Here is a 24,944-nt window from a genome sequence, read left to right on the forward strand (position 1 = left end):
GCCGGAACCTGAAAAAGTTGGTTGAGAAGTGCCACTGCTTATACGATGAATTCGGTAAGATGTGACCCAAAAACAACAAGCGCGAAAATTTGTTGCACCCAGCCGCATTCCTACTCTCCACAAAATTCTCACTACCGATCAAACCATGAATCAGCTCTTCCCGGATCGAAGTGAATGTGAGCGTGCCAAGATCGTATGCAGGGAAATGGCAAATGATCTCGCTAAGGCCCTCTTGATGATTTAACTATCGTATCCGTTAGCTTAACCTTGGGATGATCTATTGATTGATAATGCGATCGCCTTCTTATTCGTAGTATCCTTCGGTTGATTTGCGAAATTGTTTGAATTGATTGTCATCATGTCCGAACCACACTTGGGAGTTTGTTCGGGTAGCCAGTGTACGGATTCTCTCAACTGTGTTCCGGTAACCGATTGAATCATAGATAATGCCCGGTGGCTTAACTGGAGGGCCGTAACTCTCAGCCGTATAAACGGTATCCGAAGCGAGGATGATCCCGCCTGTTTCGGGCATTTCAATGTGCAAGCCTAACATACCCCAAGCATGCCCGCTTCCAAAATTCAAAATTTTGATTCCTTCAGCCAGATCGAGATAATCTTCATTGCGTTTGACCGTTTTCCATTGTAAATGGTTTTTGATCCAAGCATCGATGTCTGCCCAAACATAGGCCCCTTCTTTTTCATTACGGGCATAGCTCTGCAGTGTGCCATTCAGTTCATCTTCGTGGACGATTATCGTAGCATTCGTGAACATCTCTAGGCAACCCGCATGATCCAGATGCAAATGAGAGGCAATGACGTATCGGATGTCCTCAGGTCTTACACGGAGCTGCTCTAGTCTGTTATGCAGAAAACATTCCTCATACGCCACCCAAGGGGACGATTGTTGGGTGGATTCCGCCCAACGTCCTTCAACGCCCATGGAATTCGGATTGCAAGCCGTATCAAATAGAATCTTCCCCTCCGGATGGTCAATCAACACCGTATAAATCGGAAATTCCACAAATTGCGCCGCCGCGTTAGGATTGCTAACCGTGGCTGGGTTATGCATGTTAATCAACCAGTTTTTGTCCATGCTCATACGGCCGTTATCCATCACATACAGTTTAGGGCGGGGCTTTATAATATTCGACATGTTCATTTCCTCCTACTAGATTAATTTAGTTATCATCCTGTTCAAAATGTCAACCTTCGTAATGAATCAGGCGCTTTTGGCGTAAAGCTCAATGCTTGCTTTGCCCTTGATATAGTCATACAATAATGCATAAACTAAACCTACATAAGTAGGCACTTTAAAGTGTCCTGGGAACTTCAAGGTGCAGAGGAGGGAAATCATTTGACATCTTTGGTCAAACCAAAACACCCCAACATCGCGCTTGCGGTGTGTGGCTACAGTAAAGTGCTTGATATTATCTCTAATAAATGGACCGCGCTCATCATTTACGCAATGGAAGACGGAAGCATCCGTTACGGGGAAATGGTGAGAAGAATCGAGGGTATTTCCAAAAAAATGCTGACTCAAACCCTACGTAAGCTTGAACGCGATGGACTGGTCCAACGTCATATCACACCATCGGTTCCTCCAATGGTTGAATATTCACTCACTCCTCTAGGGGAATCTTTACTCCAGCCGATGAGAGAGCTACGGCAATGGGGAAGAGAAAATTATGTACGTGTCGAGGAAGCAAGAGTCAACTTCGATCTAACTTACAGTGATGATTAACTATCTCAATAAGTTAAGGTCCATATAAGCTTTTACTTGTCGCACCGCTGAACAAATCCTTGCCGAAATCGGAACGGATGTAGGTGCCCGATTTCCGAGTGCTGCTCACCTTTGCTCATGGATTGGACTTGTTCCTGGGCATAACGAAAGCGCCGGTAAACGCGTTGCCCTCCTTTGCGAGCTGCAATACGTCGGTATTGGGCACCAAGATAGTTGTCTGACCCAACGGACTCACGATGGAACTGCTCCAGTCCAAGCTTCATGAGGAGAGCATGGAGAGAAAGATTGACGGGATGAAGAAGGCGTACACAAAGGCACACCAGCAACGCAAGGAGAAGCGTGCTCAAACCAAGGTGAAGATTAATCAGGAACTAGCAGACCAAGACAACCCGAAGCGCATCAGGCACGACATGGAGCTACTGAACGAAGTAATTCAGAAGGACTTCGACACGTTGAGCAAGATGGAAGTGATTAGCCCTGTTATGGCTATCAAGGCTATGGAAATGAAGCACAAGCTCACCAATGGCAGTGCTGGCGGCTATACACACTATGGGTTGGAGGAAATTAAGCTACGCGAATCAGCGCGTGAACAGGCAATCACAGAATAAAAGGAATCTATGTCGACGAGGTAAAGTCCAGCTTTAGAGGGATAAGCATATCTCTCTAAAGCACTTTTCTCTATCACTCTTGCAGGCCTTTACATTCTTTTTATTGAAAATTTTTCGCTGTCACTTATGATACGGCTCAGCTTAACGGGTCTATCGGCGAAAAGTGCGAAAGGAACATGCCGCAGTGCATATTGGCCAACCTTTCAGGAACCAATTGACGGGAGAAGCTTCGCCTTACTTGGAGATCTCCAGAATAATATCTACCTTATGAAGATCGTCCCTTAAATGCTTTACCGATGCGAGGGTTGGCAAATTTCTATTGTTAGTAAGTGGAACTTTCAATCTTAAAATCTAAATTGATGTCAAATTCCGCTGGCCCCTTCCTTTCTGTCTTTTGTAAAACAAACTCAAATGTGGGTTCATAATATGAATCCTGCAACGTTTCCCCACCCAATATTTCTATGCTGTACCAGCCGTTTTCAATTTCGATCATCGGCTTTTTGTATTGCCGGTAATGATTAAGTAAAGCGTTGACTCTTTCGTTAGTGAATTGTTCTAGTATTCGCCAAGTAAACAACATCAGTATGTTGTTCTCAACTTTAAGCGAATAGCCACCACGTCTAAATTGTAAATGGCTATCTGATTTTAACAATTCCGGTGTATTACCAGAAAGATTAAATATAATTGTATAGGGATAGTTTTCAATCCCTGCCATTGGAAGTACGATACCATCAAGCACGGCACGATCGCCGCTTTCGTTTGTTGTAAATTCCATTGCTAAGTTGTCAGAATGATGATTGGCCTGTTTCCAGCTCTCCAGCAGCAGAATATCCCCGAGAATGAAATAGTCTATCAGATCATTCAGCACTTCTGTAAATTTGTAGATCATTTAAAGCCCCTTCTTCCTCTTTTATGCGTTCCCATTCGGGAACGAAACGATTGGAACGTTTACAAGAAAACTTCGGCGCGCTACAAGTGAAGCTGACAGCTGACGATCTGGCCGAGATTGAACGCCTATCCCCCAAAGGCGTGGCCGCAGGCAGCCGCTTTGGATCCTTCTAATACAGTACCGAACCTTTTGCGACTAAATACGTGACTTTGGCAGTACGGCCTAATTTCGCCGTCACTTGTGATAAGGTTCAGCTTGACGGGGCTATCGGCGAAAAATAGTCGAGGTGCGAAAGTACATAGCATCGCAATTCCCTGTAGCATAGAATTGCTCGGTCCCACTCCTTTATATCATGGGAGCATTTGGGGAGATTGAGCGTAAGACAATAGTTGAGAATGTTAAAATGGGCATGAAACAAAGAGCGCTCGAAGGGAAATGGAACGGTGGTGCTGTTCTAGGCTACAAAAGTGTTGAGATTGAAGGCAGTAACCATCGTAAGCGCACAGAAACTCATCTGGAACTTGTCGAAAATGAAGCCGCCGTAGTCAAGATGATATTTGAAAAATATGCTGGCGGGCAAGGGTTCAAATCAATTACCAATGAGCTAAACCATCAGGGCTATAAGACCAAAACAGGCGGGCTATAAGACCAAAACAGGCGGTGCTTTTAGTGTTACGACTATCAAAGGCATCCTGTCCAATCCGCTCTATATCGGGAAGATCAGATTCAATAAGCAGCAGGACTGGAATACCAAGCGGCGAAAGGGTACGAACCCCGCTCCGATCATCACAGATGGAGAACATAAAGCGATAATAACTCAGGAACTATGGGACAAGGTACAGGCTCGCTACGCCAATGCCAACAAACATCCGGCCAGGGTCTATTACGGTAGTTTTCCGTTTACTGGTGTTATGCGCTGCCCCGTATGTGGCCACGGAATGGTAGCTCAACGGGCTACGCGCAAGAGTAAGAAGACCGTTGAGATCAAATACACGCCATATTACCAATGCGGGCAATTTGCCAATAAAGGCACCGCCGTATGTCGTGCCAATAGCGTCAGAGCCGACTATGCAGAGCTCGAGGACTTAACAGCATCTATTAACGGCAAACGGACAGTCGATAAAAAGCCGCTGGAGCAGGAACTACAACGGATTGAAAAAGAAATAGCTGACATCGAACGTAAGAAGGAAAAATACTACAGGCTTTATGAAGAAGACATGTTGGAGCCGAAGGAACTGAAAGCCAAGATCAATGAGCTATCAGAGATTGGGCAGCGATTAGAGCAGCGGCAAGCAACCTTGCGTAAAGAAATTAGCCTGTATAGTTCTGCCCCTGTATCGTCCGAGGCGGTTAGAGGACTGTTAGCTTCCTTCGGCACTATCTTCGAGAACATAAGCCATGAGAAGCGTAAGCAAATTGTGCACACGCTAATAAGGCAAATAACGATTACTAACGATAGAAAAATCGACCGGATTGAGCTACGACTTAAAAGTCAGCAATTGCTCATGAACGAAGAACACGGTATATGTGAACAAAATCTGGCTCTGTAATGGGTCTGTGACTAATGGGCATGTCTTGCACGACCGGGCATGCCTTCATTATTCCTCTTTGCCCTCGGCAACTTCGAACTGCCACTGGATCGGCTCTTTCATACTGCCATCATCGGGCATGCTCTTGTCCCACTGAGTTCCGTAGAACTTCTAAGCCTCGACTAACACAATACAAACTCAGCCCATCACTTCTGCATTATCAGTTCAAAGATGTCCGTGGAGTCCAGTAAAGCAGACGACTCCGCATTGTCTGTACGGCAAGTCTCATAAAATATAAATAGCCCCTTTAAAGGGGCTAGGGTTTGGTTTAAAACCTAGAATATACCGTATCTATTTGTCCACCAGTTAATCTTTTACAATTGCTTCCATCCCTAATATACATCTCATTCTCGTTATACCATGTTGGGCGTTCTCCACAAACAACCTCCACCATCAATACGGTGTGATTTTTATAATTAATTGGAATAATACTTGATGTAACATTCGCCTTTAACGTAGCAGGAAGCTTTGATGCAGATATTTTTTCTGTAATAAAGGTCACATACTGATCTAAGGATACATTTCTAATAATTGCTTCACGCTCCAATCCAGGTACACCAAAATCGCCAACCCGCGGAACTTTAATCCTATCAAGTTCCTCTACTCGTATCGTATGTTCCTCTCTATCAGTAACACCAATGAACAAATAACCCTTCTTCCCTCTACCTAGATTAGCCAAGGCTGCAATATTGTGCATAACTTTCTCGAACGCTTCTTCGTCAAATCGACGAACTCCAGAATTTAGAGTATAGAATCCTTGCTTAAAGTCGTAGAATGGTGCCTCAACTTTCGATCGTCTTAAATAATTCTCAAAATCCAATGCTAATGTTCCCGTGCTTCTTATTGGACTTTTTGAATCAATAAAGTATGTCTGGATTAAGCCGATTGTTGAATTTATGTTTCTTACACGATTCTCTGAAACAATATGGTGTGAGCCACTGGTAATCTTTGAAGCAAGGTTGTCTATGCTGCTTATTATTTGAGCAAAATCGTGCGGCACTTTTCCCTCATTCACCATTAAATGGAACCAGGCCATATAAAGTGTATAGAAAGGTTCCTTTACCGGGTTGCTCCCTGCATTGGGGTTAAGTATAGATTTCAGGAAAAACCTTTCTTCTGAAATAGCTGTTACAGTTGTATGAATAGTATCAAATACAAGTTTAATATCATGTTTTAAATTTTCAGCACCATAGGCTATTATAGCGGATTCAATTTCCTGCCTCTTCTTATCATTATCTCCCTTACCATAATACAAATCGAAATTTTCTTTGCTTGATGCAAATGGCTCTTTCAGTGCAATAGATAGCACAAAATCAGCTATTAATTGTTCATCTTCACTGTCACGCAATTGAGTCGTTCTCAAGATTCCATGTTTACACCAAAAGGTTTCCTCCGCGGAAACACCATAACCCATAGGAGTAACCCTTGTCTCAATACTAATTTCCGGCATCTCTGTAAATGGTAAAATATCACGTGATACATCTCCACGTATTTCTGCACCGAGTTCTCTAACAAGGTTTGAGAAAATACCTGTGCTTCCCGCTTGTCTTACTTCTTGGGGAGATAGATGTTTACCATTTGAATTAATTCTTCCAAAGACTTCATTAATATTTCTCTCCGTCCCTTGAAAGGTTGATACTGGTAACTGGTATTCTAGAAATGAGGCACCAGTCGCAGGATCAATAAACTGGGTCCCTTCTCTATCAATAGGTTTAAATATTCCTTCTGTGGAAAGAGTATTGGCAAGTGGATGGGATGAAACATCAAAAAACTTACCATTTAAACTTGTTTGATTTTCAATAAAACTAAATAGTGCATTTAATCTCTGCATTCCATCAATAATTTCAAAAACTGTCGGACCATCCTCTTCTAACTTAACTTCCGCTAATAAGATCAAAGGAATGGGATACTGTGAAATAACACTATCTATTAATGCTTCTTTTTCTGCCTTAGTCCAAACAAGTTTTCTCTGGTATTTTCTGTTTACTACTAACCTGTTTGTCCTGTATAATCTGTAAAATTCCATTACACTCATGCCTCTTGGAACAATGTTCATATTTTACTCTCTCTTTCTTTCTGTATTTTTTCCACACTGGATTTAGTAAAAATATACTACTATGAAATGAGTCTTTCAACCGCACATCAAAACCGTTGCTGTCACTTATGATAAGGTTCCCCCCGATTGATCTTCACCGCGCGATAAATCTGCTCCACCAGCACCAGGCGCATGAGCTGGTGCGGTAGCGTCATGCGCCCGAAGCTCAAGCGCTGCTGGGCGCGGCGCAGCACCTGATCGGAGAGCCCGTGGCTCCCTCCGATCACGAACACGACATGGCTCGTCCCGTAGGTGCCGAGCCGGTCGAGTTCGGCGGCCAGCTCCTCCGAGCTCCAGAGCTGGCCGCCGATGGCGAGCGCGATCACGTGCGCGCTCTCCTTCACCTGCGCGAGGATGCGTTCGCCCTCGCGCTCCTTCACGATGGATACCTCCGCTTCGCTTAAGGTGTCCGGCGCTTTTTCGTCCGCGACCTCGATCACTTGGAATTTGATGTACGGGGTCAGCCGCTTGGCGTATTCCTGGATGCCCTGCACCAAATACTTTTCCTTCAATTTGCCGACGCCAATGATTTGAATCAACATGAAGAATCCTCCATCCCTCATACATGGGTTATGTATTTATTATGGCAGGCGCTGCCTGCTTTCATTTTCTAAGGCTAAACGTGCAAAAAGGAGCGTGCTCCCACGCTCCTCTTTCGCTTTTTCACTTATGTCAGACCACCAGAAACTTGCCCTCCTGCTCGCAATGCGCACACTGCACCGGCGGATCCCAGTCGGAAAATTCCGTTTCCTTCAAATCCACGATGTCCGGAGCATCCTCGTATTCGTCCACGAACATGTCGATGGCAAGTTCCAAATGTTCTTTGCATACTACGTACATATCGAAAGCATCCCTTCCAGCGCTACACAAGGTTGTGATCCTGCCCTAGTTTTACTGACTTTAGCCCTTCATCAGGCGTATGCGCGCCCGGTTTTCCCAGAGCTTTCTTTTGATTATACCACGGACGGGCCTGCGGCGGGGGAAACTTCTGCCTGCCCGCAAAGGGAACCGCAAGCATCGTCGCATGCCGCTGTTCCCTTTCTTATTTTGGCTCCAATGCGTTTTATTGATCCGGCTTTTCCGCCAGCTTCACGTTGGTTGTCTGCTCTTTTCCGTCGCGATAAAACGTGACCTTCACGGTGTCGCCGATTTTGACTTTGTCGTACAGGAATTTTTTCATTTCCAGCGTCGTCGGGATCGGCGTATCGTTGAATTTTACGATGACGTCATTCAGCCGGAGTCCGGCCTCCTGCGCCGGTCCGATCGCATCCAGCACCACGACGCCTTCTTTGACGCCGCTTGGCAGCTTCAGCTCTTTGAGCTGGTCTTCCTCCAAAGGAGCATAGGAGTTGTTCAGGTCCATCGAATAAATGCCGATATACGGACGGGCAATTTTTCCGTGCGTCATCAGCTCGTCGACCGTCTTCATCACTTGATCCACCGGGATCGCGAATCCCAAGCCCTCTACCCCGGTATCCGCGATTTTCATCGTGTTGATCCCGATCACTTTTCCGTTCAGATCCACGAGCGCCCCGCCGCTGTTGCCTTCGTTGATGGCCGCGTCGGTCTGGATGACCTCCTGCTCCCAGTCGTATACGCCGTCCTGGTTCAGCGACACCGGCACCACGCGGTTCGTGTAGCTTACGATGCCGGAGGTCAGCGTATCGCCCAGCCCCAGCGGATTGCCGATGGCCAGCACCGTCTCCCCGAGCCGCAGCTTCCGCGAGTCGCCCATTTCGGCCACTTCGCTAATGTTTTTATCGTCTACGGCAAGGATCGCGATATCGTTCACTTTATCGGCCCCGACAAGCTTCGCCTTTTTCATCTCCCCATTGACCGTCACCGCCTCGAGCTCCTGCGCGCCTTCGATGACGTGGTTGTTCGTTATGATGAAGGCCTGCCCCTTGTCTTTTTTGAAAATGACGCCCGATCCTAAGGCCGACTCTTCCAGACTTTTATCCTTTTTATCGTCCTTGTAATTCACGATGCTCACGACGGTCGGACGCACCTTGGCCGCAGCCTGAACCAGTCTTTCATAGGGATCGGCGGCGCTGTCCACCTGCTTGGAATTCAGGGCGGCGACCGCATGCGGCGCCTTCCCGGAGGCAGGCAGACCCGTAATCATGCTGAACAGCAGCACGGCCACGAACGCACTGATAACCGAACTGATCGTTGCGATCTGAAGCGTCGACAGCCCGCGGCTGCTCCTGGATCTCGGCCAAATTTCCCGTGCCTTGCGAACACGGCCGAATACACGTCTGCGTTTCGTCACTTTGGTTGAATAAAAATCATCTTGAAACAGCCCCATGAGATCCTCTCCCCTTCGTTATCAAGCGCCTAAATTCCGTTTCTGCCGCCTTTCTCCAATACCCATATAGGTATGTAATCCATCCGATGTCCTATACCTAAAGATTACCTCTTCGGCGCCGTTTTTTCTGTAGTGCAAAAGTCTCCATTCGGAAAATATTTCCGAGCAAAGGGCCTACAAAGCAAACAGGCCGTTTTAAGCCAATATTGTCTCGGGATACAAGGCTGCATGTTCTTGAAAGTTAGGCTCCCATATATCTTAAACTAACCGATGGCCATAAAGGTTTCGTTTCGTCGGCCCTTTATTTTTCTATCACCCTAAAAATGCGCCTTCAAGCAGAAAATCAGGAAATTTTTATGGAAAATGGGCCGTTTTGCAAACCTTCTCTTTGAAAATAGGAATAATTCGGACGGCGGGCTACTAGAATAAAAGAGAATGCACCTCTTATACTCACAGCATACCTGAACATGATGGCATTCCCGCGGCAAAAAACGCGATGCTCCTGCCAAAATAAGGGTTGGGGGTCGAACGCCATAAGCCCACGCACAGCAAGGCATTTCAGGTTTTTCAGGTACTAATCATTGTACCACAAGGGGGCTTTAGGTCCCAATTGAAATCGAAATCGGCTGCTGGTGATTTGTGGAATCGATTCGCCTGTATTTGGAAAAAACAGTATTAGCGATCCAGGCGTCTTCAAAACGATAAAACGATATAAGGAGGAAGAACAGATGATAGAGCGGTTTCCGTCCGGCATGGACTACGTGCAGTTGATGGCCAAGCTTGGGGATTTGAAAGAAGAGCATTACCGCAATACCCTTGCCTTAAGCACCATCATCGAGCTGCTGATCGACAAGGGCATCCTCACCCGCGAAGAGGTGGAGAAAAAAGCGGCGGAGCTCGACCAGTTTATGGTTCACTCACCTTATCCCACGGTGTAGGGCGGTCGTAATACGTATCGCATAATTTGAACTCGCTGTCTTTATAAAAGCAGCCGCGTTCCTCCATGCTGTCGCGCACCGTCATTTTGGCCAAATCCATCATGTTATGGTCGCGGCTGAGATGGGCCAGGTACGTTCGCTTCAGGTCGCCGGTCAGCAGCTCGCTTAAGGCTTCCCCTGCGTCCTCGTTGGACAAATGCCCCATGTCGCCCAATATGCGGCGCTTGATGTTCCACGGATACCGGCCCATCCGCAGCATCTCGATGTCATGGTTCGATTCAAGCACAAGCACGTTCGAATCGCTGATGGCCTGCTTGACCTTGTCGCTCATGTAGCCGAGGTCGGTCGCCACGCTCAATTTTTCGTTTCCGTCGTAAAAGCAGTATCCTACCGGCTCGGCCGCATCATGCGAAATCCCGAACGATTCCACCCGCAGCGTGCCGAAGTCGCGAACCTCGCCGGTGCCCAGGACGACCCGGTTTTCCTCCGCGATTTTGCCGATGGACTTCTCCATCGCTTCCCATGTTTTCTCATTCGCATAAATCGGCAGGTCGTATTTCCGCGCCACGGCGCCGAGGCCTTTGATATGGTCGGAATGTTCGTGGGTGACCAGAATTCCGTCGATCTCCTCTCCCGTCACGTCCCGCTCCTTCATAAGCTCGTCAATCCGTTTGGCGCTCAGGCCCGCATCGATCATCAGCGTCGTTTCTTCGTTTCTGACGATCGTTGCGTTCCCCGTCGACCCGCTGGACAACACTGTAAAAGATATCCCCATTCCCGTTACTCCCTTTCTTTCTCGGTCTTCGGACTGGTCACAGTGACATCTCCGCTGATGCCCTGAACGTAATACATATCCCCGCTTTCCAATGTGAACCGCCACGACGGGGCGGCTACCTGGCTTTCCGAATTGTATACTTGCCCGTAATATCCAAGCTGTATGTCCTTGATCGCCGATCCCGGCGGAAGATGCCGCTCGACCAGCGTTTTCAGCGCGTTGCTCGCAGGCATCATTTTTTGGTGCTCTTCATCGTCCACCGCGGTGATTTCAACCGACGACTGACGGTAGGAGATGATCCGTTGCTCACTGTAATACAGCTCCAGCTGATCGTTAAACAGCGGCCATTTGTGGTCCACAAGCGTATGCATGACGAACCGGCCGGCCGCTCCGGCTTCCTGGATGCGTTCGAGCTCGCTTTTGGTCGCGTATTCGCTGGCCTGCGGGTCATACTGATAGTTCGCGATGTCCGGAATCGATTGCTTCAAGGCATTGACCAGCTCCCGTTCTTTGAAAATCAGCTGGCTTTCGATATGCTCCCCAAGCGTAACCTGCCGCCCGACGCTGTCCCCGTTGACGTATTGGTACGTAATTTTCGGCAGCTGCGGCGTCATGCTCGGAATTTGGCACAGCAGCTGGATCGACTTTTCCTTCATCACCTTTTGCGTGCTCTCCGATAAGGAGGCGAAATCCAGACTGGTGTCCGCCTGCTCGCGCATGTCGATCCACAGCTGGTACCCCAGCACCAGGTTCAACAGCAAAAAAGCGTATATCAGCACGTTTTTGGCCCGTCCCCAATCCATCGCTTCGCCTCCTTGAATCGTTTATGAAGCTTGTTCAGCGGCCGCTTCGCAGGCCCGCCAGCGGTTCATCCGCCGGCCGGTCCCGCCGCCAACCCGGATCTTGCGTTTCTCTATCGGATGGTACGGATTTGCCCGTTGGCCAGCTTCACCGCCCAGACCGGGGCCAGTTTCAGCTTTCCTTCATCCAGCTTGGGCAAATAGGCCGGGTACAGATCTTCGATCGGCGAATCCTTGCTGATGGCAAGCAGCATCGGCTTTAAGCCGTTTCCGGCCGGAAGCTTCTTCACCTGCTTCGATTGCCCGGGCTTCATGTAAATCAACGACCGCTCATAGGTGGACACGTTGCCCTGCTGCAGGTCCAGCTTCATTTTGCCGTAATGGAAGCCAGGCGTATCCAAGACGGGGTAGGAGCCGAAATACTGCTGGAACGCGACCTGGTTCTGCCCGACGCCGACGCTGGACAAATCCACGCGGTATTCGCCGTTCCAGCCCCCATGCTCATTCACGAAGTCCACGGCGGCCAACATATCCTTGCTGTCGCTGCTTTCCCCCGCAGGGGGCGCGGCCGGATCGGTGTAGCTCATCCATTTTTGCTCCTGGCGCACCTGCAGGCTGCGTTTCGAATCAGTATAGATCTCCGAGCCGTCCTTCTCCCGAATGTACCGGGTGATGCCCGGGTCGAAAAAGAGGCTCTGCTGCATTTGCGCCACCGTATACGATCCGATCTCCAGATCCGCCTCCACGACGTCGAGCGGCTTTTCCGGCACGTAATAAGCCCCGCCGTTTTGCATCGAGTACGGAATCCAGTTCTTGCCGAAATCCACGTGCTGCTGCACGTCCTGGACGGTCAAATCGACCTTGGCCGCTTCGTACATCACGTCCCCTTGGGTGCTGAAAAAGAGCGCGTGAGTCTTCGATTCGCTTGGCGCGTTGTAGATCCAAATCCGGTTGATGCGCTCCGCCCCAAACAGCGAATCGGGCTGAATCTGCATCACGCGTTCGAGCAGCGATACGGGAATTCCCGCGCCGAAGGTCAGCTCGATGCCGGGATGTTCGGTCCTGATTTTGTTCCAGTCCACGTTTTCCACGGATTCCCGCTGGAAATTTTCGAAGCTGCGCCCCTTGAGGCGCGCGTAGATCAATTTATAAAACGTCGAATTCGGATAAAAAACGGTATGCTTGCCTTCGCCCATATGGATGAGCATCTTGTCCGGATACACCATGTTTTCGATCCGCTGCTGCGGGCCCATGTTATCCGTCTTGATATAGGTATTGGTCGCTTTGGCGGCCGTATCGCTTCCCGGAAGCCGGTAGATGAGATAATAGCTCTGCACCAGGCTGCCCGCGACGAGCAGCAGCAGGAGGAGCGATTTCAACCGTTCCTTCATGACGCCACCCCCTCGTCTTCCGCCGGCGGCAGCGTAAACGTCACTTTCGTGCCCTGCCCAAGCTCGGATTGAATCGAAATGGTGCCGCCGTGCGCCATGACGATCTCCCTGGCAATGGACAAACCGAGACCGGTGCCGCCCATGCTGCGGGAGCGGGCCTTGTCCACCCGGTAAAAGCGCTCGAAGATCCGGTCCAGATCCTTCTTCGGAATGCCGATCCCCGTATCCTGCACGGCGATGGCCAGCATGCCCCCGGGCGCTTGCACGGCCCCCATCGTGATGCTTCCGCCGGGCTGCGTGTATTTCAGCGCATTGGACACCAGATTATCCAGCACCTGGTCGATCTGGTCGCGGTCGCACAGCGCTTTCGGAAGCCCGGCCCCCGCCTTGACCTCGGAGCCGATATCCTTCTGCTGCATCTGGAAGGAGAAGCGGTCCGCCACGTCCTCCAGCATCTCCAGCACATCGGTCGGCTGCTTGCGCATGAGGGCTTCCTTGCTGTCCAGCCGGGACAGGTGGAGCAAATCGGTCACAAGCCGGATCATCCGGCCGGTTTCGTTCTGAATGACTCCCACGAACCGCGAAGCCAGCGGCGGATCGTCCAGCGCGCCGTCATCCAGCGCTTCGGTATAGCTTTTGATCGTCGTCAGCGGCGTCCGCAGCTCATGCGATACGTTCGCCACGAATTCGCGCCGCGACGCCTCGAGCTTTTCCTGCTCGGTAACGTCCTGCAGCACGGCGATCGTCCCCGTAATGCCGACCTCCCGGCGGTGGATCGGGGTAAAGGTCACCCGGATCATATAAGACCGGTCCGCCTCCTGGCTCATTTGCAGCAGCATCGTCACGTACGTCCCCTCCGTGAACATCTGCGTCTGTTCCTCGCTCAGCCCGAGCACCTCGGCGATGGCGGAGCCGGACACTTCCTCTTCATCCACGTTCAAAATGGCCGCCGCGCGGCGGTTCATCAGAATGATGCGCCCCGCTTCATCCGTCGCGATCACGCCGTCGCTCATGTTGGTCAGGATGGAGGCCAGCTTCTCTTTCTCCTCTTCATTGACCAGCAGCGCTTCCCGGAGGCGGGTCGTCATATAGTTAAAAGCTTCGCTCAACTGCCCGATTTCATCGTTGCCGAAGACCGGCATCTTGAGGTCGAATTTGCCTTCGGCGACCGCCGTGGCATGCCGCGTCATTTCCTTGATCGGGTGCGTGATGGTATGCGCCAAAATGACGCCAAGCACCGCCGTCAGCCCGAGCGCCAGCAGGATGCCCGAAATGAAGATGTTGTTGACCCGCCCCATCGTCGTGTACAGCTCTTTCATCGAAGCGACGATATAGACCGCGCCGATGATTTTCCCCTTGTTGATCAGCGGTTTGGCGACGACCTTCTTGCGGACGTTGTCCTCGTCGATGACGTATTCCTCGTTGTCCTTGCTGCCTTGAAGGGCACGGCTCACCACCGTTTGGGTGTTTTTGCGGCCGACGATGTCCATATGCGACTGGTTGGACGTGATCAATACTTTTCCGCTTGCGTCCAGCACCTGGATTTCCGCCCCGTCCATATTGAACAGGTTCGTCACGATCGGCCCCAGGGTTTCGACGGAATTATTCTCGCCCGTATCGGCGGCGCTCTCCAGTTTCTCCGCAGCCAGCACAGACAAGAGCTCGGCTCTTTCCTGCAAATCTTGGGTGAAATTCCGGGTTAGCGAGTTTTTCATGGCACTCACGAAATAAACGCCAATCAGCTGCATGGCGATCAGGATGAGCAGCACATAAATAATGATCAGCTTCGCCTGAATGGTGCGGAAAAAGGAGGTCCACTTCATTTACAGGCCTCCGCTTTTGGGACTTCGCATCATGTAACCGAGACCGCGGCGCGTCAAAATATACTCCGGCTTGCTCGGGTTTTCCTCGATTTTTTCGCGCAGCCTCCGAATCGTGACGTCCACCGTCCGGACGTCCCCGAAATATTCAAAGCCCCACACCGCCTGGAGCAAGTGCTCCCTCGTCATCACTTTCCCGGCGTTTTTCACCAGATAATACACCAGTTCGTATTCCCGGTGCGTCAAATCGAGCGCCTCGCCGTCCTTATATACCAAATACATGTCCGTATCTATAAAAAGGTCAAACAGCTGAATGCCCCGCTTCGTCTCCAGCGCCGCCACGGCCGCCGTTTCGGTCCCCTGCGTCTTCGTCTGGCGCCGCATCTGCGCCTTCACGCGGGCCAGCAGCTCGCGCGTGCTGAACGGTTTCGTGACGTAATCGTCCGCCCCCATCTCAAGGCCCAGCACCTTGTCGATCTCGCCGTCCTTTGCCGTAAGCATGATGATCGGCATGTGGAGCCCCTGCGCGCGCACCTCGCGGCAGACGTCCATCCCGTCTTTGCCCGGCAGCATCAAATCGAGCAGCATCAGGTCCGGTTTTGTCGACAAGGCCATTTCAACCGCGCTGACACCGTCAAAAGTGCAAATGACCTCATAGCCCTCTTTTTCCAAATTAAACTTCAAAATATCGGCAATGGGCTGTTCGTCATCCACCACCAAAATGGTTCCCTGCATTCGCCTTTCACCCCGTTCATCAAAGCTTGTACAGTCCTTTTCCCATTTTACCATACCTGGCTTCGCGTCACATCCCGTTCAAGCGGCAATTCCTGGGCAGCCTCCCTCGAAGCGAAAAGGCACCGCCTCCCGGAAGAGGCCGTGCCATGTATTTGCGAACCTTGGATGTTGCGATATTCGTTGAATGATTGCTTAAACGGAAGCCGTATGACTAACGAATTAGTTCAAATACTTCATCGGATTTTGAATGGAGCCGTTTTTATGGATTTCAAAATGCAAATGGGTGCCGGTCGAATGGCCGGTGCTGCCCATGATGCCGATGGGATCCCCTTGGTCCACGCGCGCCCCGGTATGCGTCGAAATGCTTCTCAGATGCCCGTACAGCGTTTCATATCCGTTGCCGTGGCTGATGATGATCGCATTGCCGTAACCGCTGATCTGCCCGGTAAACGTGACGGTGCCGTCGTCGGCCGCCTTGATGGTCCGGTTGCCGGACACGATATCGATGCCTTTATGCATCCGGCCCCAACGCGAGCCGTAAGAGCTGGAAATGCTGGCGCTGCTGACCGGCAATGCGAACCGCCCCGTGCCCTTGCCGGGAACCTTCGTTCCTTGCAGCACGACCTCCTTGAGCGAAGGTTTGATCACCGTCTGTCCGACCCACTGCTCGTCCACGACTTTGCCGTTTTGTTTCGTCACGACGTAGTTCATGACCTTGAGCCCTTCCTGGCCGGGGCGAACCACCTTGCTTTTCCCTGCCGGAAGGTCCTTGGACTTGCGGATTTCGATATCCGGGGCCGTGGCCACCTGTTCGGATACCTTTTCCACCGTCGTCACCGTCAGAGGCGGCTTCGGCACGGTCAGCTTCAGCTGGTCGCCGATCTGCATGTATTTTTCCTTCACCTGCGGATTGTTCGCGAAAATCTCCTTTTGGCTCACGTGGAATTCTTCGGCGATCGAGCTGATCGTGTCGCCTTCCTGCACCGTGTACACAAGCGGAGCGTCCTGGCCCGTCGTGAGCAGCTTGGCCGCTTCCTCGGCCGTGAGTATTTTATTCGGATCGGCCTCCACCGGAGCCGAAGTGATCTTCTCTTCGATCCGCACCGACTTTACGGCAGGCCCGGCCGCCGTTTTTTGAGGCACGGCCTTGCCGCCGGCTGCCAGCTTTTTCACCGCCGCGCCGCCCGCTTGGGCAGCCTTCGTTTGCGGCACGAATTTCTGCTTCGCTTTTTCCACCGCGGCATTCACCGTCGCCTGGTCCTTCACGATGCCGACGACCTTGCCGTCCACTTTCAGCTCGACGCCTTCCGCGTAAGCCTTCAGCTTCCCGCCCAGCTTGTCCAGCGTTTCCCGCGTGTTCGGTTCCGCCTTAAAGCCTTTCTCCAGCTTCGTCGTAATCCCGTCGGTATGCAGCTTCATCGCCACATCCGGATATTTATTCTGATATTCCTGCCGTTTCTGGTCGTATAGTTGTTCAAGACGTGCCGGATCGTCAATCGTTCCGATTTCTTCCCCATGTATGTAGACATGATAGTAAGGGACGGTTTTGGCATCGACGTACTGATTGCCTGCAAAAACGAGGCCGGCAATCACGATCGCCGCTCCCGCCGTTCCTATGATCCATTTGCGGGCGGTACTCCACCGCTGCCGTTTCGGCGCTACAGGGCTAGAATGGCTGATGTCATGTTCTTGGTGCCTGAAAACCTGCACCGTCGGTGTTGCCTCTGCCTGCGTTCCTTCCGTCTGGCGATAATCGTTAGAACCTTTCATTTTACTCTCCCTTATGCTTTGCGTATCGGTGGGCTGGAATATAATCCAACAACAAAAAGGTTAAAATTTTGACACCTTTTTACGCCCTCGTATACTTTAACATAAGCTCCGTTAACAATTCAACTTTACGGAATTAGCAAAAAAACCCGCTTGGGATGCGGGCTTCACGGCTCCAACATTGGTTTCAACGCATTGTATTCCTCGGCGTTCAAATACCGGGAGATCGACGCTTCAATCGCCTTCGATTCGTCTTCGGTCAGTCCGTCCTCCATGGCGCCCGAAATTTTTTGAAGCTCCGCCGGGGGCAGCTTGGTGATCAGCATGTTGAATATTTGCTCTTTTTCGCTTCCGGTGAGCTCGCGCTTCTTTTGCAGGCCATCCGTGCCGCTCTGCTCCTCTGCCTGGGTCGATGCGCTTCCCGTTCCGGTATCCCCGGGGAGATCCTGGCCCATGACCGGGAACGCGTTATCCGGCGCTTTCTCTTGCTCCGCTGCGCCTTCCCCCGTACCGTCGCTGCCGCTGACGCCGCCGGATTCCGATCCGTCTGTTTCTCCGGATGCCGAATCGTTATCGTCCGTTGGTGACTTCCCGTCGGGTTCTTCCGGCGTTTTGGCGGCTTCCTCCTGATCCGCTTTCTTGTCCTCCCCGCCTCCGCCACTCAAACCGAACAACCCTTTCATCATGCTGCCGAAACCAAAAGATGGCCCTTCCAGCGTAATATTGAAACTGGACAACAGCGATTGCACATAACTGTTGACGATCAGTCCGGTCGTCATGATGGTCAAACCGCTGATCAAAAGCACCGTCAATACCGTTTTGACCAGCCACCGCGTCAATTTCATGCAAGTCTTCCTCCTTTTAAAACATGCTAGGATGATTGCAGCGTATAGAAAGATCGGCATCAATCTATGAAAGAGATTTGCAAAATCCTGTTTACTAGAAGTATTGACGGGTTGCGGCCGCTTTTAACCCATTCGGGCAAGAAAAAAAGCCCGCTCGCCGGAATTTTCCGGCAAGCGGGCTCGATTTGTAACGATAAGCAGCAGCGGTCGACTGAACGATCCGGACCGAAGCTTACTGCTTGCGATGATGATTAATAGATTGGCAAAATTTGATTCGTTTGGCTGCGGTTGCGTCCCACGGAGAAGATGGCGATCGGAATGCCGGTCAACTCGGACACGCGTTGAACGTAATTGCGGGTCGTTTCAGGAAGATCCTCGAGCGTTTTCGCTTCGGAAATATCCTCGTGCCAACCCGGCATTTCTTCGTACACCGCTTCGCATTCCGCCAGCATTTTCAGGCTTGCAGGGTAATGCGTGATCACTTCGCCGCGGTATTTGTATCCGGTGCAGATTTTAACGGCGTCCAGACCGGTCAATACGTCCAGCGAGTTCAAAGACAATCCGGTCAAACCGCTAACGCGGCGGGCATGGCGCACCACGACGCTGTCGAACCAGCCGACGCGGCGAGGGCGTCCGGTTACGGTGCCGTATTCATGGCCTTTTTCCCGGATGAAATCGCCGATTTCATCGTTCAGCTCCGTCGGGAACGGACCGTCGCCGACACGGGTCGTGTAAGACTTGGCTACCCCGATGACCTGGTTGATTCTCGAAGGGCCTACGCCGGAACCGATGCAGACGCCGCCGGCCGAAGGGTTCGAGGAGGTGACGTACGGGTACGTTCCTTGGTCGATGTCAAGCATAACGCCTTGCGCGCCTTCGAACAGCACTTTGCGGTTTTCGTCGATCGCGTCGTTCAGCACGACCGAAGTGTCGGTCACGTATTTGCGGATGACTTCCGCATACTCCAGATACTGCTTCAGCACTTCTTCCACGTCCAGCGGCTCGGCGCCGTACACTTGCTGAATGATTTGGTTTTTCTCTTTCATCAGGTGACGCAGCTTCAGCTCGAATTCTTCGGCATCCATCAAATCCGCGATCCGAATGCCGTTCCGGGCAGCCTTATCCATGTAGCAAGGACCGATCCCTTTCCGGGTCGTCCCTATTTTGTTCGGGCCTTTGCGGTCTTCTTCCAGTCCGTCCAATACCAGATGGTACGGCATAATGACATGCGCGCGGTCGCTGATGACCAGATTATCCGTTGTAAATCCGTTATCGTGAATGTAATTGATTTCTTCAATGAGTGCAGCCGGATTGATCACCATGCCGTTTCCGATGACGCAGGTCTTGTCGGAGTAAAACACGCCGGATGGAATCAAGCTCAGCTTATATTTTTTACCGTCAATCAGAATGGTATGTCCGGCATTGTTTCCGCCCTGATAACGGGCAACCACATCGGCGCTTTCCGCGAGAAAGTCCGTGATTTTTCCTTTGCCTTCGTCTCCCCATTGTGTCCCCACAACGACTACTGTTGACATTTTCATTCCCCCGCTTAGTGCGTATGGCGCACCTCGTTTTAATAATTCCTATGCATTGTGCGCGAAAAACCCCAACTCTATGCACGTTTTTCGCTTGTGTAATTGCATGAATAAACAATGTTCATAAGCCGCTTGGCCGGTTGAACCCCGTGTTAACGGACTCGAACCATAAGAGGATCGATTCCCAAAGCAAAGCAGCATTACCAGTGTAACAGTCCCCATTTTTAAAGTCAAATAAAAAACGAACAATCGCACATGGAGATGTACGATTGTTCGGAAATGGAAATGATATCGATCCATAAGTGCAATCGTGTTGCATGAACCCCCGAAAACGGGGAATCCGTTGTATAGAATCAAGCGGCTACATGGCGAATGGCTCGGCATGGTTGCGCTCGTAATTGACGAATTTATTGAAGTTTTTCAAAAAGACCAGCTCCACCGTGCCGACCGGACCGTTACGCTGCTTGGCGATGATGATTTCGATGATGTTCTTCTTTTCCGTCTCCTGATTGTAATAATCGTCGCGGTAAAGGAAGGCAACGATATCGGCATCCTGCTCGATCGAACCCGATTCCCGAAGGTCGGACATCATCGGACGTTTGTCCTGACGCTGCTCGACGCCCCGGCTCAGCTGGGACAAGGCGATGACCGGCACGCTCAGCTCGCGGGCGATTTGCTTCAGGGTACGGGATATTTCCGATACCTCCTGCTGCCGGTTTTCGCCGGGTTTGCCGCGTCCCTGGATGAGCTGCAAATAGTCGATAACGATCATGCCGAGGCCTTTTTCCTTCTTCAGCCGCCGGCATTTCGAACGAATATCCGCCACCGTCACGCCGGGCGTATCATCGATGTAGATTTCCGCTTCGGCCAGCGATGCAATTCCCATCGTCAGCTTGGCCCAATCCTCGTCCGTTTTGAAATCGCCTGTACGCATCAGGTTGGCATCCAGGTTGGCCTCGGCGCAAATCATACGGTTGACCAGCTGCGGCGCGGACATCTCCAAACTGAATATCGCTACGGTTTCTTTGGCCCGGACGGCAACGTTTTGGGCGATGTTCAGGGCAAACGCCGTCTTCCCCACGGAAGGACGCGCCGCCACAATGATAAGGTCCGAACGCTGGAATCCGTTCGTCATCTTGTCCAAATCGACAAAGCCGGTCGGGATGCCGGTCGTGGTACCGCCTTGCTGGTTCAAAACCTCCACGCGGTCGAACACTTCCATCAGCACGTCGCGGATGGCGACGAAGCCGCTGCCGGTCCGGCGGTTGGAGATCTCCAGAATCCGGCGCTCCGCGTCGCTGAGCATGCCGGCCACGTCTTCTCCGCCGCTGTATCCTTCGCTTACGATTTGCGTAGCGGTGCGGATCAAACGGCGCAGCATCGATTTTTCTTCGATAATCTGCGCGTAATACTCCACGTTGGCTGCCGTCGGCACCGCATGGGCAAGCTTGGCCAAATAGCTGACGCCGCCCACATCCTCCAGTTGGCCTTTGTCCTGCAGCCGTGAAGTCAGTGTAACCAGATCGATTGGCTGATTCTCTTCTCCGAGCTGGATCATCGCCTCATAAATCAGCTGATGTGACGCGTCATAGAAATCCTCCGGCTGCACCCGCTCCATCGCGGTGATCATCGCTTCGCTCTGCAGCAGAATGGCCCCTAGAACCGCCTGCTCCGCCTCCAGATTCTGCGGGGGAATCCGGTCGAAAAAGAGCTCTCCGCCCATCTTATTCCTCCGTAACCTGAACCTTCAGCGTCACTTTCACTTCAGGGTGCAGCTTGACGGTCATCTGCGTAACGCCCAGGTGGCGGATCGGCTCTTCGAGTTCGATTTTCCGTTTGTCGATTTTGATGCCCGAAGCAGCCAGCGCTTCGGCAATTTGCTTGCTCGTAATGGCGCCGAACAGGCGGCCGCCTTCGCCGGCTTTGGCCTTCAGCTGCACGGTCATCTCTTCAAGCTTTTTGCCAAGCTCCTGCGCTTCGATTTTTTCCTGCTCCTTGCGTCTTTGCTCAGCCGCATTCTGGTTTTCGAGCGTCTTCATGTTGCCTTCCGTCGCCGGGCGCGCCAATCCGCGCGGCAGCAGGAAATTGCTTGCGTATCCCTCGGATACGTCCTTGATTTGGCCTTTTTTACCTTGACCCTTAACGTCTTGCAGAAAAATGACTTTCATTCGAACAACCCCTCTTTCTCCTCAATTTGCGAAAGAACCTCAAGCAGCTTCTGCTCGGCCTCCTCCACGGTTCCCTTCAATTGGACGGCCGCATTGGTCAAATGACCGCCGCCGCCAAGCCTTTCCATCACGACCTGGACGTTCATCCGGCCAAGCGAACGTGCGCTAATGCTGATCAAGCCGTCAGGCCGTTCGCTGATCACGAACGATGCGACCACATCCGTCATATTGAGCAGCGTATCCGCAGCTTGGGCGATGAGCAGCTGCGGAATGACGGTCCCCGGTTCGGTCACGGCAAGAGCGATATGATCATATACCATTTTAGCATGCTTGATGATTTCTGACTTTGCCAGATATTCCTGTAAATCTTCTTTCAGCATCCGCTGGATTTGGATCGTGTCGGCGCCGCTGCGGCGGAGGAACCCTGCCGCCTCGAACGTGCGCGATCCGGTATGGAGCGCAAAATGCTTCGTGTCGACCGTGATGCCGGCCAGCAGCATCGTGGCCTCCATCGGCGTGAGCTGGATTTTTTCGTGGATATATTGCAACAGCTCGGTCACCAGCTCCGATGCGGACGACGCGTACGGCTCCATGTAGACCAGCACCGCATCGTTGATGAACTCCTCGCCCCGGCGGTGATGGTCCACGACGACGATCCGGCTTGCATTTTGCACGAGCTTCGGCTCCATCGTCATGGAAGCCTTATGGGTATCCACGATGACGAGCAAGCTGTGCGGGCTCAGAAGAGCCAGCGCCTGCTCCGGCGAAATGAACCGCTCGAACAGCTTTTCGTCCTTTTGAACCTGATCCATCATCCGGTCAATGGACGGATTTCTTCCGGGCAGGACGACGTAAGCCTCGACGTTGTACATTTGGGCAGCCTTAAGCACGCCGATGGAAGCGCCGATGACGTCCATGTCCGGCATTTTGTGTCCCATAATAATAACCTTGTCGCTTTCCTGCATCAAATCGCGCAGCGCATGGGCGATAACCCTGGCCCGTACCCGGGTGCGCTTCTCGACGGCATTGGACTTGCCTCCATAGAAGGACAGCCGCTGCCCCGCCTTGACCGCCGCCTGGTCGCCCCCGCGCCCAAGCGCCATATCCAGCGAGGATTGCGCCAGTTCCCCTAACTCGTTGATGCTTTCCGCACCGAATCCGAGCCCGATGGAGAGCGTCATCGGCACCTTCAGTTCCGCGGTCATTTCCCTGACTTCGTCCAAAATAACAAACCGGCTTTTTTCCAGCTCCTGCAGCGATTGATAATTCAGCATCATCAAATACCGGTCCGATGACAACCGCCGCAGGTATACCCCGTATTGTCTCGCCCATTCCGTAATTTCCGTCGTCACCCGCGCGATCAAAGAGGTTCGCTGCTGGTCATCCATCCCTTGGGCGGCTTCATCGAGATTATCCATCATGATGATGCCGATCGCCAGCTTCTCGGCCTCGTATTTCTCGCGCAGCACCACCATATCGGTAATGTCGTACAAGTAGATCAAACGTTCTTCCGGATTCAGCATCAAATGAAAATGCGATTCCCCGATTTTGATCTCGGTGTGGATCTGCTTCCCGTCCTTGGCAGCGTCCCGATGCCCGTCCTTATGGCCTTCCTTCTTGTCGTTCAGCATCGGCGTCAGCGAGGGAAACAGCTCCTGCAGCGAATCGCCGACCAACGTTTTTTGGCCGAAAATTTTGCACACGTAACGGTTGTTCCATTCGACCGTCTTATCCTCGCCGTATAGCACGATCCCGAACGGCAGGGCGCTGATCGCTTCGCCCTCGACCCTTTTGACGCGAAAGGACAAGCCGTTGATGTATTCCAGCAGGTTTTTTCTGTACCGCATTTCCGCCTTCAGCAACAGGTAGCATAACGCCGCCACAAGAATGAGGCTTATGATTCCAAGCGGCCAATTGTACCGGGTCACGATAATGACCAAAAGCAGCATCAGCATAAACGCCCATACGGTATAATAGCCGTGCCAGCGCTGTTGTAGAAATTTAGGCATGACTCCCACCCTAACGTTTTGATTTAGTCATAAATTGACGCAGCGGAAATGCCAAGTCCAAAATCCCGATGATCCGCATCGGCGGAAACAGAAGGATCGGAATCGCAATAAGCAGCGGCACGATCGGGTGCCATTTTTTCGTATGCCCCAAGTAATAGAAAAAACCGATGGCTTGAATCATGAAACAGATGTGCAGGAGCGGCACCAGATTCGCTGCGATCATCGTCAGAAACGGACTGTCTGCGCGGCGGGCGAACACTTCAATGATGACTCCGATCAAATAATACCAAATCAAGGACCGCGGCAGCATCCATTCCCGCGCAGGCTTCAGCTTAGGAACATGGAACGCCGTGCTTTCGATGATCGGCCGCGCCAGCGCATGCGTGATGACGGCCATCATAAAGGAGCTGACGATCATGGCAAAAGGAATCATTTGCATGGTGGCGTCGCTCACCATCTGCATTTGTTCGGGCGTCCACATCATGTCGGTCACCAGCGGATTGTTTCCGCCGACGTCCTTCAGCGGCGACATCGTCATTTTTACGATATCATGCACATAGCTGGACAGGTCGAAATGCAAAAACACGGTGCCGATCAGCAGCAGTATCAGCATTTCGGCCAAAATCGTGCCGGCTCCGGACATCAGCGTTCGCAGCGCGGGCCTTTTTTTCTTGTAAGCCCAGCCCATGACGAGCGCGGGTATGACAAAATATACGGCCAAGAGCAAATTCACCGGATGAACGATGAAGGCGATCAGCCATACCGGGAGTACATGAAGCAAAAAAGATCTCGTATTTAGCGTTGCAAACAGAATCGTGGCCGGCAAAACCAAAAAAAACACCGTCACGATGGACAAAGGAGAAAGCAAGGAAAGCAGCAGAAGCAGATATACGACGCTCCATACTACCGATGTCCAGCGCATTTTCAATGT

Annotated in this window: 24 protein-coding genes and 1 pseudogene; 7 read left to right on the forward strand and 18 right to left on the reverse strand. The window is 51.7% G+C overall.

The window, feature by feature from the left end:
- Positions 1–304: 304 nt before the first annotated feature.
- Entirely contained in the window at positions 305–1,153 is an 849-nt protein-coding gene (gene ahlS / locus NYE48_RS27270) for an AhlS family quorum-quenching N-acyl homoserine lactonase (RefSeq protein WP_341000549.1), read from the reverse strand.
- A gap of 201 nt (positions 1,154–1,354) precedes the next feature.
- On the opposite strand from ahlS, the gene NYE48_RS27275 reads away from it, so the two are divergent.
- From NYE48_RS27275 to NYE48_RS27285, 3 genes and pseudogenes are all read left to right on the forward strand, one after another.
- The gene (locus NYE48_RS27275) at positions 1,355–1,741 is read left to right on the forward strand and encodes a winged helix-turn-helix transcriptional regulator (RefSeq protein ID WP_341000550.1); all 387 of its coding nucleotides are present in this window, start codon (positions 1,355–1,357) and stop codon (positions 1,739–1,741) included.
- A gap of 40 nt (positions 1,742–1,781) precedes the next feature.
- Positions 1,782–1,904: pseudogene (locus NYE48_RS27280) on the forward strand (transposase); the annotation flags it as partial.
- A gap of 109 nt (positions 1,905–2,013) precedes the next feature.
- Positions 2,014–2,349, forward strand: a complete 336-nt coding sequence (locus NYE48_RS27285) for a hypothetical protein (protein WP_341000551.1) — start codon at positions 2,014–2,016, stop codon at positions 2,347–2,349.
- A gap of 322 nt (positions 2,350–2,671) precedes the next feature.
- Here the strand turns inward: NYE48_RS27285 and NYE48_RS27290 are convergent, their stop codons facing one another.
- On the reverse strand, positions 2,672–3,238 hold the full coding sequence (locus NYE48_RS27290; RefSeq protein ID WP_341000552.1) for a hypothetical protein: 567 nt from the start codon (positions 3,236–3,238) through the stop codon (positions 2,672–2,674).
- Between the two features lie 50 nt (positions 3,239–3,288).
- On the opposite strand from NYE48_RS27290, the gene NYE48_RS27295 reads away from it, so the two are divergent.
- The 3 genes from NYE48_RS27295 to NYE48_RS27305 all read left to right on the forward strand — a co-directional run bounded on the left by NYE48_RS27295 (position 3,289) and on the right by NYE48_RS27305 (position 4,788).
- Positions 3,289–3,411, forward strand: coding sequence for a hypothetical protein (locus tag NYE48_RS27295; RefSeq protein ID WP_341000553.1), 123 nt, complete (start codon positions 3,289–3,291; stop codon positions 3,409–3,411).
- Between the two features lie 230 nt (positions 3,412–3,641).
- The gene (locus NYE48_RS27300) at positions 3,642–3,884 is read left to right on the forward strand and encodes a recombinase family protein (protein ID WP_341000554.1); all 243 of its coding nucleotides are present in this window, start codon (positions 3,642–3,644) and stop codon (positions 3,882–3,884) included.
- A gap of 46 nt (positions 3,885–3,930) precedes the next feature.
- A complete protein-coding gene (locus tag NYE48_RS27305) occupies positions 3,931–4,788 on the forward strand; it encodes a recombinase zinc beta ribbon domain-containing protein (RefSeq protein WP_445324090.1) in 858 nt (285 codons plus the stop codon).
- Between the two features lie 307 nt (positions 4,789–5,095).
- Here the strand turns inward: NYE48_RS27305 and NYE48_RS27310 are convergent, their stop codons facing one another.
- The 4 genes from NYE48_RS27310 to NYE48_RS27325 all read right to left on the reverse strand — a co-directional run bounded on the left by NYE48_RS27310 (position 5,096) and on the right by NYE48_RS27325 (position 9,230).
- A complete protein-coding gene (locus tag NYE48_RS27310) occupies positions 5,096–6,883 on the reverse strand; it encodes a GmrSD restriction endonuclease domain-containing protein (protein ID WP_341000555.1) in 1,788 nt (595 codons plus the stop codon).
- 101 nt (positions 6,884–6,984) lie between these two features.
- Positions 6,985–7,464 (reverse strand): 23S rRNA (pseudouridine(1915)-N(3))-methyltransferase RlmH, encoded by a 480-nt coding sequence (rlmH, locus tag NYE48_RS27315; RefSeq protein ID WP_339325256.1) that lies wholly within the window; start codon positions 7,462–7,464, stop codon positions 6,985–6,987.
- Positions 7,465–7,594: 130 nt separating this feature from the next.
- Positions 7,595–7,762 (reverse strand): CxxH/CxxC protein, encoded by a 168-nt coding sequence (locus NYE48_RS27320; RefSeq protein ID WP_081992415.1) that lies wholly within the window; start codon positions 7,760–7,762, stop codon positions 7,595–7,597.
- A gap of 223 nt (positions 7,763–7,985) precedes the next feature.
- Positions 7,986–9,230 carry a S1C family serine protease gene (locus NYE48_RS27325; protein ID WP_212952693.1) on the reverse strand — a complete coding sequence of 415 codons (1,245 nt, stop codon included), beginning with the start codon at positions 9,228–9,230 and terminating at the stop codon, positions 7,986–7,988.
- Between the two features lie 728 nt (positions 9,231–9,958).
- Between NYE48_RS27325 and NYE48_RS27330 the strand changes: the two genes are divergently transcribed.
- Positions 9,959–10,168 carry a hypothetical protein gene (locus tag NYE48_RS27330; RefSeq protein ID WP_036710643.1) on the forward strand — a complete coding sequence of 70 codons (210 nt, stop codon included), beginning with the start codon at positions 9,959–9,961 and terminating at the stop codon, positions 10,166–10,168.
- Here NYE48_RS27330 and NYE48_RS27335 read toward each other — a convergent pair.
- The 12 genes from NYE48_RS27335 to NYE48_RS27390 form a co-directional block, all read right to left on the reverse strand.
- Complete coding sequence (locus NYE48_RS27335; protein ID WP_036710646.1) at positions 10,137–10,943, reverse strand: MBL fold metallo-hydrolase; 807 nt, start codon at positions 10,941–10,943, stop codon at positions 10,137–10,139. The genes NYE48_RS27330 and NYE48_RS27335 overlap by 32 nt on opposite strands.
- A gap of 5 nt (positions 10,944–10,948) precedes the next feature.
- Positions 10,949–11,746 (reverse strand): two-component system regulatory protein YycI, encoded by a 798-nt coding sequence (gene yycI / locus NYE48_RS27340; RefSeq protein WP_341000556.1) that lies wholly within the window; start codon positions 11,744–11,746, stop codon positions 10,949–10,951.
- Positions 11,747–11,856: 110 nt separating this feature from the next.
- Positions 11,857–13,134 (reverse strand): YycH family regulatory protein, encoded by a 1,278-nt coding sequence (locus tag NYE48_RS27345; protein ID WP_212952691.1) that lies wholly within the window; start codon positions 13,132–13,134, stop codon positions 11,857–11,859.
- Positions 13,131–14,957, reverse strand: a complete 1,827-nt coding sequence (gene walK / locus NYE48_RS27350; RefSeq protein WP_212952689.1) for a cell wall metabolism sensor histidine kinase WalK — start codon at positions 14,955–14,957, stop codon at positions 13,131–13,133. Before walK ends, NYE48_RS27345 begins: the two co-directional genes overlap by 4 nt.
- On the reverse strand, positions 14,958–15,689 hold the full coding sequence (yycF, locus tag NYE48_RS27355; RefSeq protein WP_341000557.1) for a response regulator YycF: 732 nt from the start codon (positions 15,687–15,689) through the stop codon (positions 14,958–14,960).
- 219 nt (positions 15,690–15,908) lie between these two features.
- Entirely contained in the window at positions 15,909–17,459 is a 1,551-nt protein-coding gene (locus NYE48_RS27360) for a peptidoglycan DD-metalloendopeptidase family protein (protein WP_341000558.1), read from the reverse strand.
- A 164-nt stretch (positions 17,460–17,623) separates the two neighbouring features.
- Positions 17,624–18,301: a hypothetical protein gene (locus NYE48_RS27365; protein ID WP_341000559.1), complete on the reverse strand. Its 678-nt coding sequence runs from the start codon at positions 18,299–18,301 to the stop codon at positions 17,624–17,626.
- A 251-nt stretch (positions 18,302–18,552) separates the two neighbouring features.
- The gene (locus NYE48_RS27370) at positions 18,553–19,836 is read right to left on the reverse strand and encodes an adenylosuccinate synthase (protein ID WP_341000560.1); all 1,284 of its coding nucleotides are present in this window, start codon (positions 19,834–19,836) and stop codon (positions 18,553–18,555) included.
- Between the two features lie 361 nt (positions 19,837–20,197).
- Complete coding sequence (dnaB, locus tag NYE48_RS27375) at positions 20,198–21,559, reverse strand: replicative DNA helicase (protein ID WP_212952685.1); 1,362 nt, start codon at positions 21,557–21,559, stop codon at positions 20,198–20,200.
- Position 21,560: 1 nt separating this feature from the next.
- Entirely contained in the window at positions 21,561–22,004 is a 444-nt protein-coding gene (rplI, locus tag NYE48_RS27380; RefSeq protein ID WP_036710672.1) for a 50S ribosomal protein L9, read from the reverse strand.
- On the reverse strand, positions 22,001–24,013 hold the full coding sequence (locus NYE48_RS27385; RefSeq protein ID WP_036710675.1) for a DHH family phosphoesterase: 2,013 nt from the start codon (positions 24,011–24,013) through the stop codon (positions 22,001–22,003). Before NYE48_RS27385 ends, rplI begins: the two co-directional genes overlap by 4 nt.
- Before the next feature lie 10 nt (positions 24,014–24,023).
- Positions 24,024–24,935 (reverse strand): DUF2232 domain-containing protein, encoded by a 912-nt coding sequence (locus NYE48_RS27390; RefSeq protein ID WP_341000741.1) that lies wholly within the window; start codon positions 24,933–24,935, stop codon positions 24,024–24,026.
- Positions 24,936–24,944 lie beyond the last annotated feature (9 nt).

The sequence above is a fragment of the Paenibacillus sp. FSL M7-1455 genome (assembly GCF_038004655.1).
Taxonomy (GTDB): Bacteria; Bacillota; Bacilli; order Paenibacillales; family Paenibacillaceae; genus Paenibacillus_AQ; species Paenibacillus_AQ cookii.

Excerpts from the sequence above, each read along its gene's own strand:
- rplI (WP_036710672.1), bottom strand. The coding sequence starts at position 22,004 with ATGAAAGTCATTTTTCTGCAAGACGTTAAGGGTCAAGGTAAAAAAGGC.
- NYE48_RS27385 (WP_036710675.1), bottom strand. The coding sequence starts at position 24,013 with ATGCCTAAATTTCTACAACAGCGCTGGCACGGCTATTATACCGTATGG.
- NYE48_RS27290 (WP_341000552.1), bottom strand. The coding sequence starts at position 3,238 with ATGATCTACAAATTTACAGAAGTGCTGAATGATCTGATAGACTATTTC.
- NYE48_RS27345 (WP_212952691.1), bottom strand. The coding sequence starts at position 13,134 with ATGAAGGAACGGTTGAAATCGCTCCTCCTGCTGCTGCTCGTCGCGGGC.
- NYE48_RS27365 (WP_341000559.1), bottom strand. The coding sequence starts at position 18,301 with ATGAAATTGACGCGGTGGCTGGTCAAAACGGTATTGACGGTGCTTTTG.
- walK (WP_212952689.1), bottom strand. The coding sequence starts at position 14,957 with ATGAAGTGGACCTCCTTTTTCCGCACCATTCAGGCGAAGCTGATCATT.
- NYE48_RS27320 (WP_081992415.1), bottom strand. The coding sequence starts at position 7,762 with ATGTACGTAGTATGCAAAGAACATTTGGAACTTGCCATCGACATGTTC.
- NYE48_RS27310 (WP_341000555.1), bottom strand. The coding sequence starts at position 6,883 with ATGAACATTGTTCCAAGAGGCATGAGTGTAATGGAATTTTACAGATTA.
- dnaB (WP_212952685.1), bottom strand. The coding sequence starts at position 21,559 with ATGGGCGGAGAGCTCTTTTTCGACCGGATTCCCCCGCAGAATCTGGAG.
- NYE48_RS27370 (WP_341000560.1), bottom strand. The coding sequence starts at position 19,836 with ATGTCAACAGTAGTCGTTGTGGGGACACAATGGGGAGACGAAGGCAAA.
- NYE48_RS27325 (WP_212952693.1), bottom strand. The coding sequence starts at position 9,230 with ATGGGGCTGTTTCAAGATGATTTTTATTCAACCAAAGTGACGAAACGC.
- NYE48_RS27285 (WP_341000551.1), top strand. The coding sequence starts at position 2,014 with ATGGAGAGAAAGATTGACGGGATGAAGAAGGCGTACACAAAGGCACAC.
- NYE48_RS27360 (WP_341000558.1), bottom strand. The coding sequence starts at position 17,459 with ATGAAAGGTTCTAACGATTATCGCCAGACGGAAGGAACGCAGGCAGAG.
- NYE48_RS27300 (WP_341000554.1), top strand. The coding sequence starts at position 3,642 with ATGGGCATGAAACAAAGAGCGCTCGAAGGGAAATGGAACGGTGGTGCT.
- NYE48_RS27330 (WP_036710643.1), top strand. The coding sequence starts at position 9,959 with ATGATAGAGCGGTTTCCGTCCGGCATGGACTACGTGCAGTTGATGGCC.
- yycF (WP_341000557.1), bottom strand. The coding sequence starts at position 15,689 with ATGCAGGGAACCATTTTGGTGGTGGATGACGAACAGCCCATTGCCGAT.
- rlmH (WP_339325256.1), bottom strand. The coding sequence starts at position 7,464 with ATGTTGATTCAAATCATTGGCGTCGGCAAATTGAAGGAAAAGTATTTG.
- ahlS (WP_341000549.1), bottom strand. The coding sequence starts at position 1,153 with ATGTCGAATATTATAAAGCCCCGCCCTAAACTGTATGTGATGGATAAC.
- yycI (WP_341000556.1), bottom strand. The coding sequence starts at position 11,746 with ATGGATTGGGGACGGGCCAAAAACGTGCTGATATACGCTTTTTTGCTG.
- NYE48_RS27335 (WP_036710646.1), bottom strand. The coding sequence starts at position 10,943 with ATGGGGATATCTTTTACAGTGTTGTCCAGCGGGTCGACGGGGAACGCA.
- NYE48_RS27390 (WP_341000741.1), bottom strand. The coding sequence starts at position 24,935 with ATGCGCTGGACATCGGTAGTATGGAGCGTCGTATATCTGCTTCTGCTG.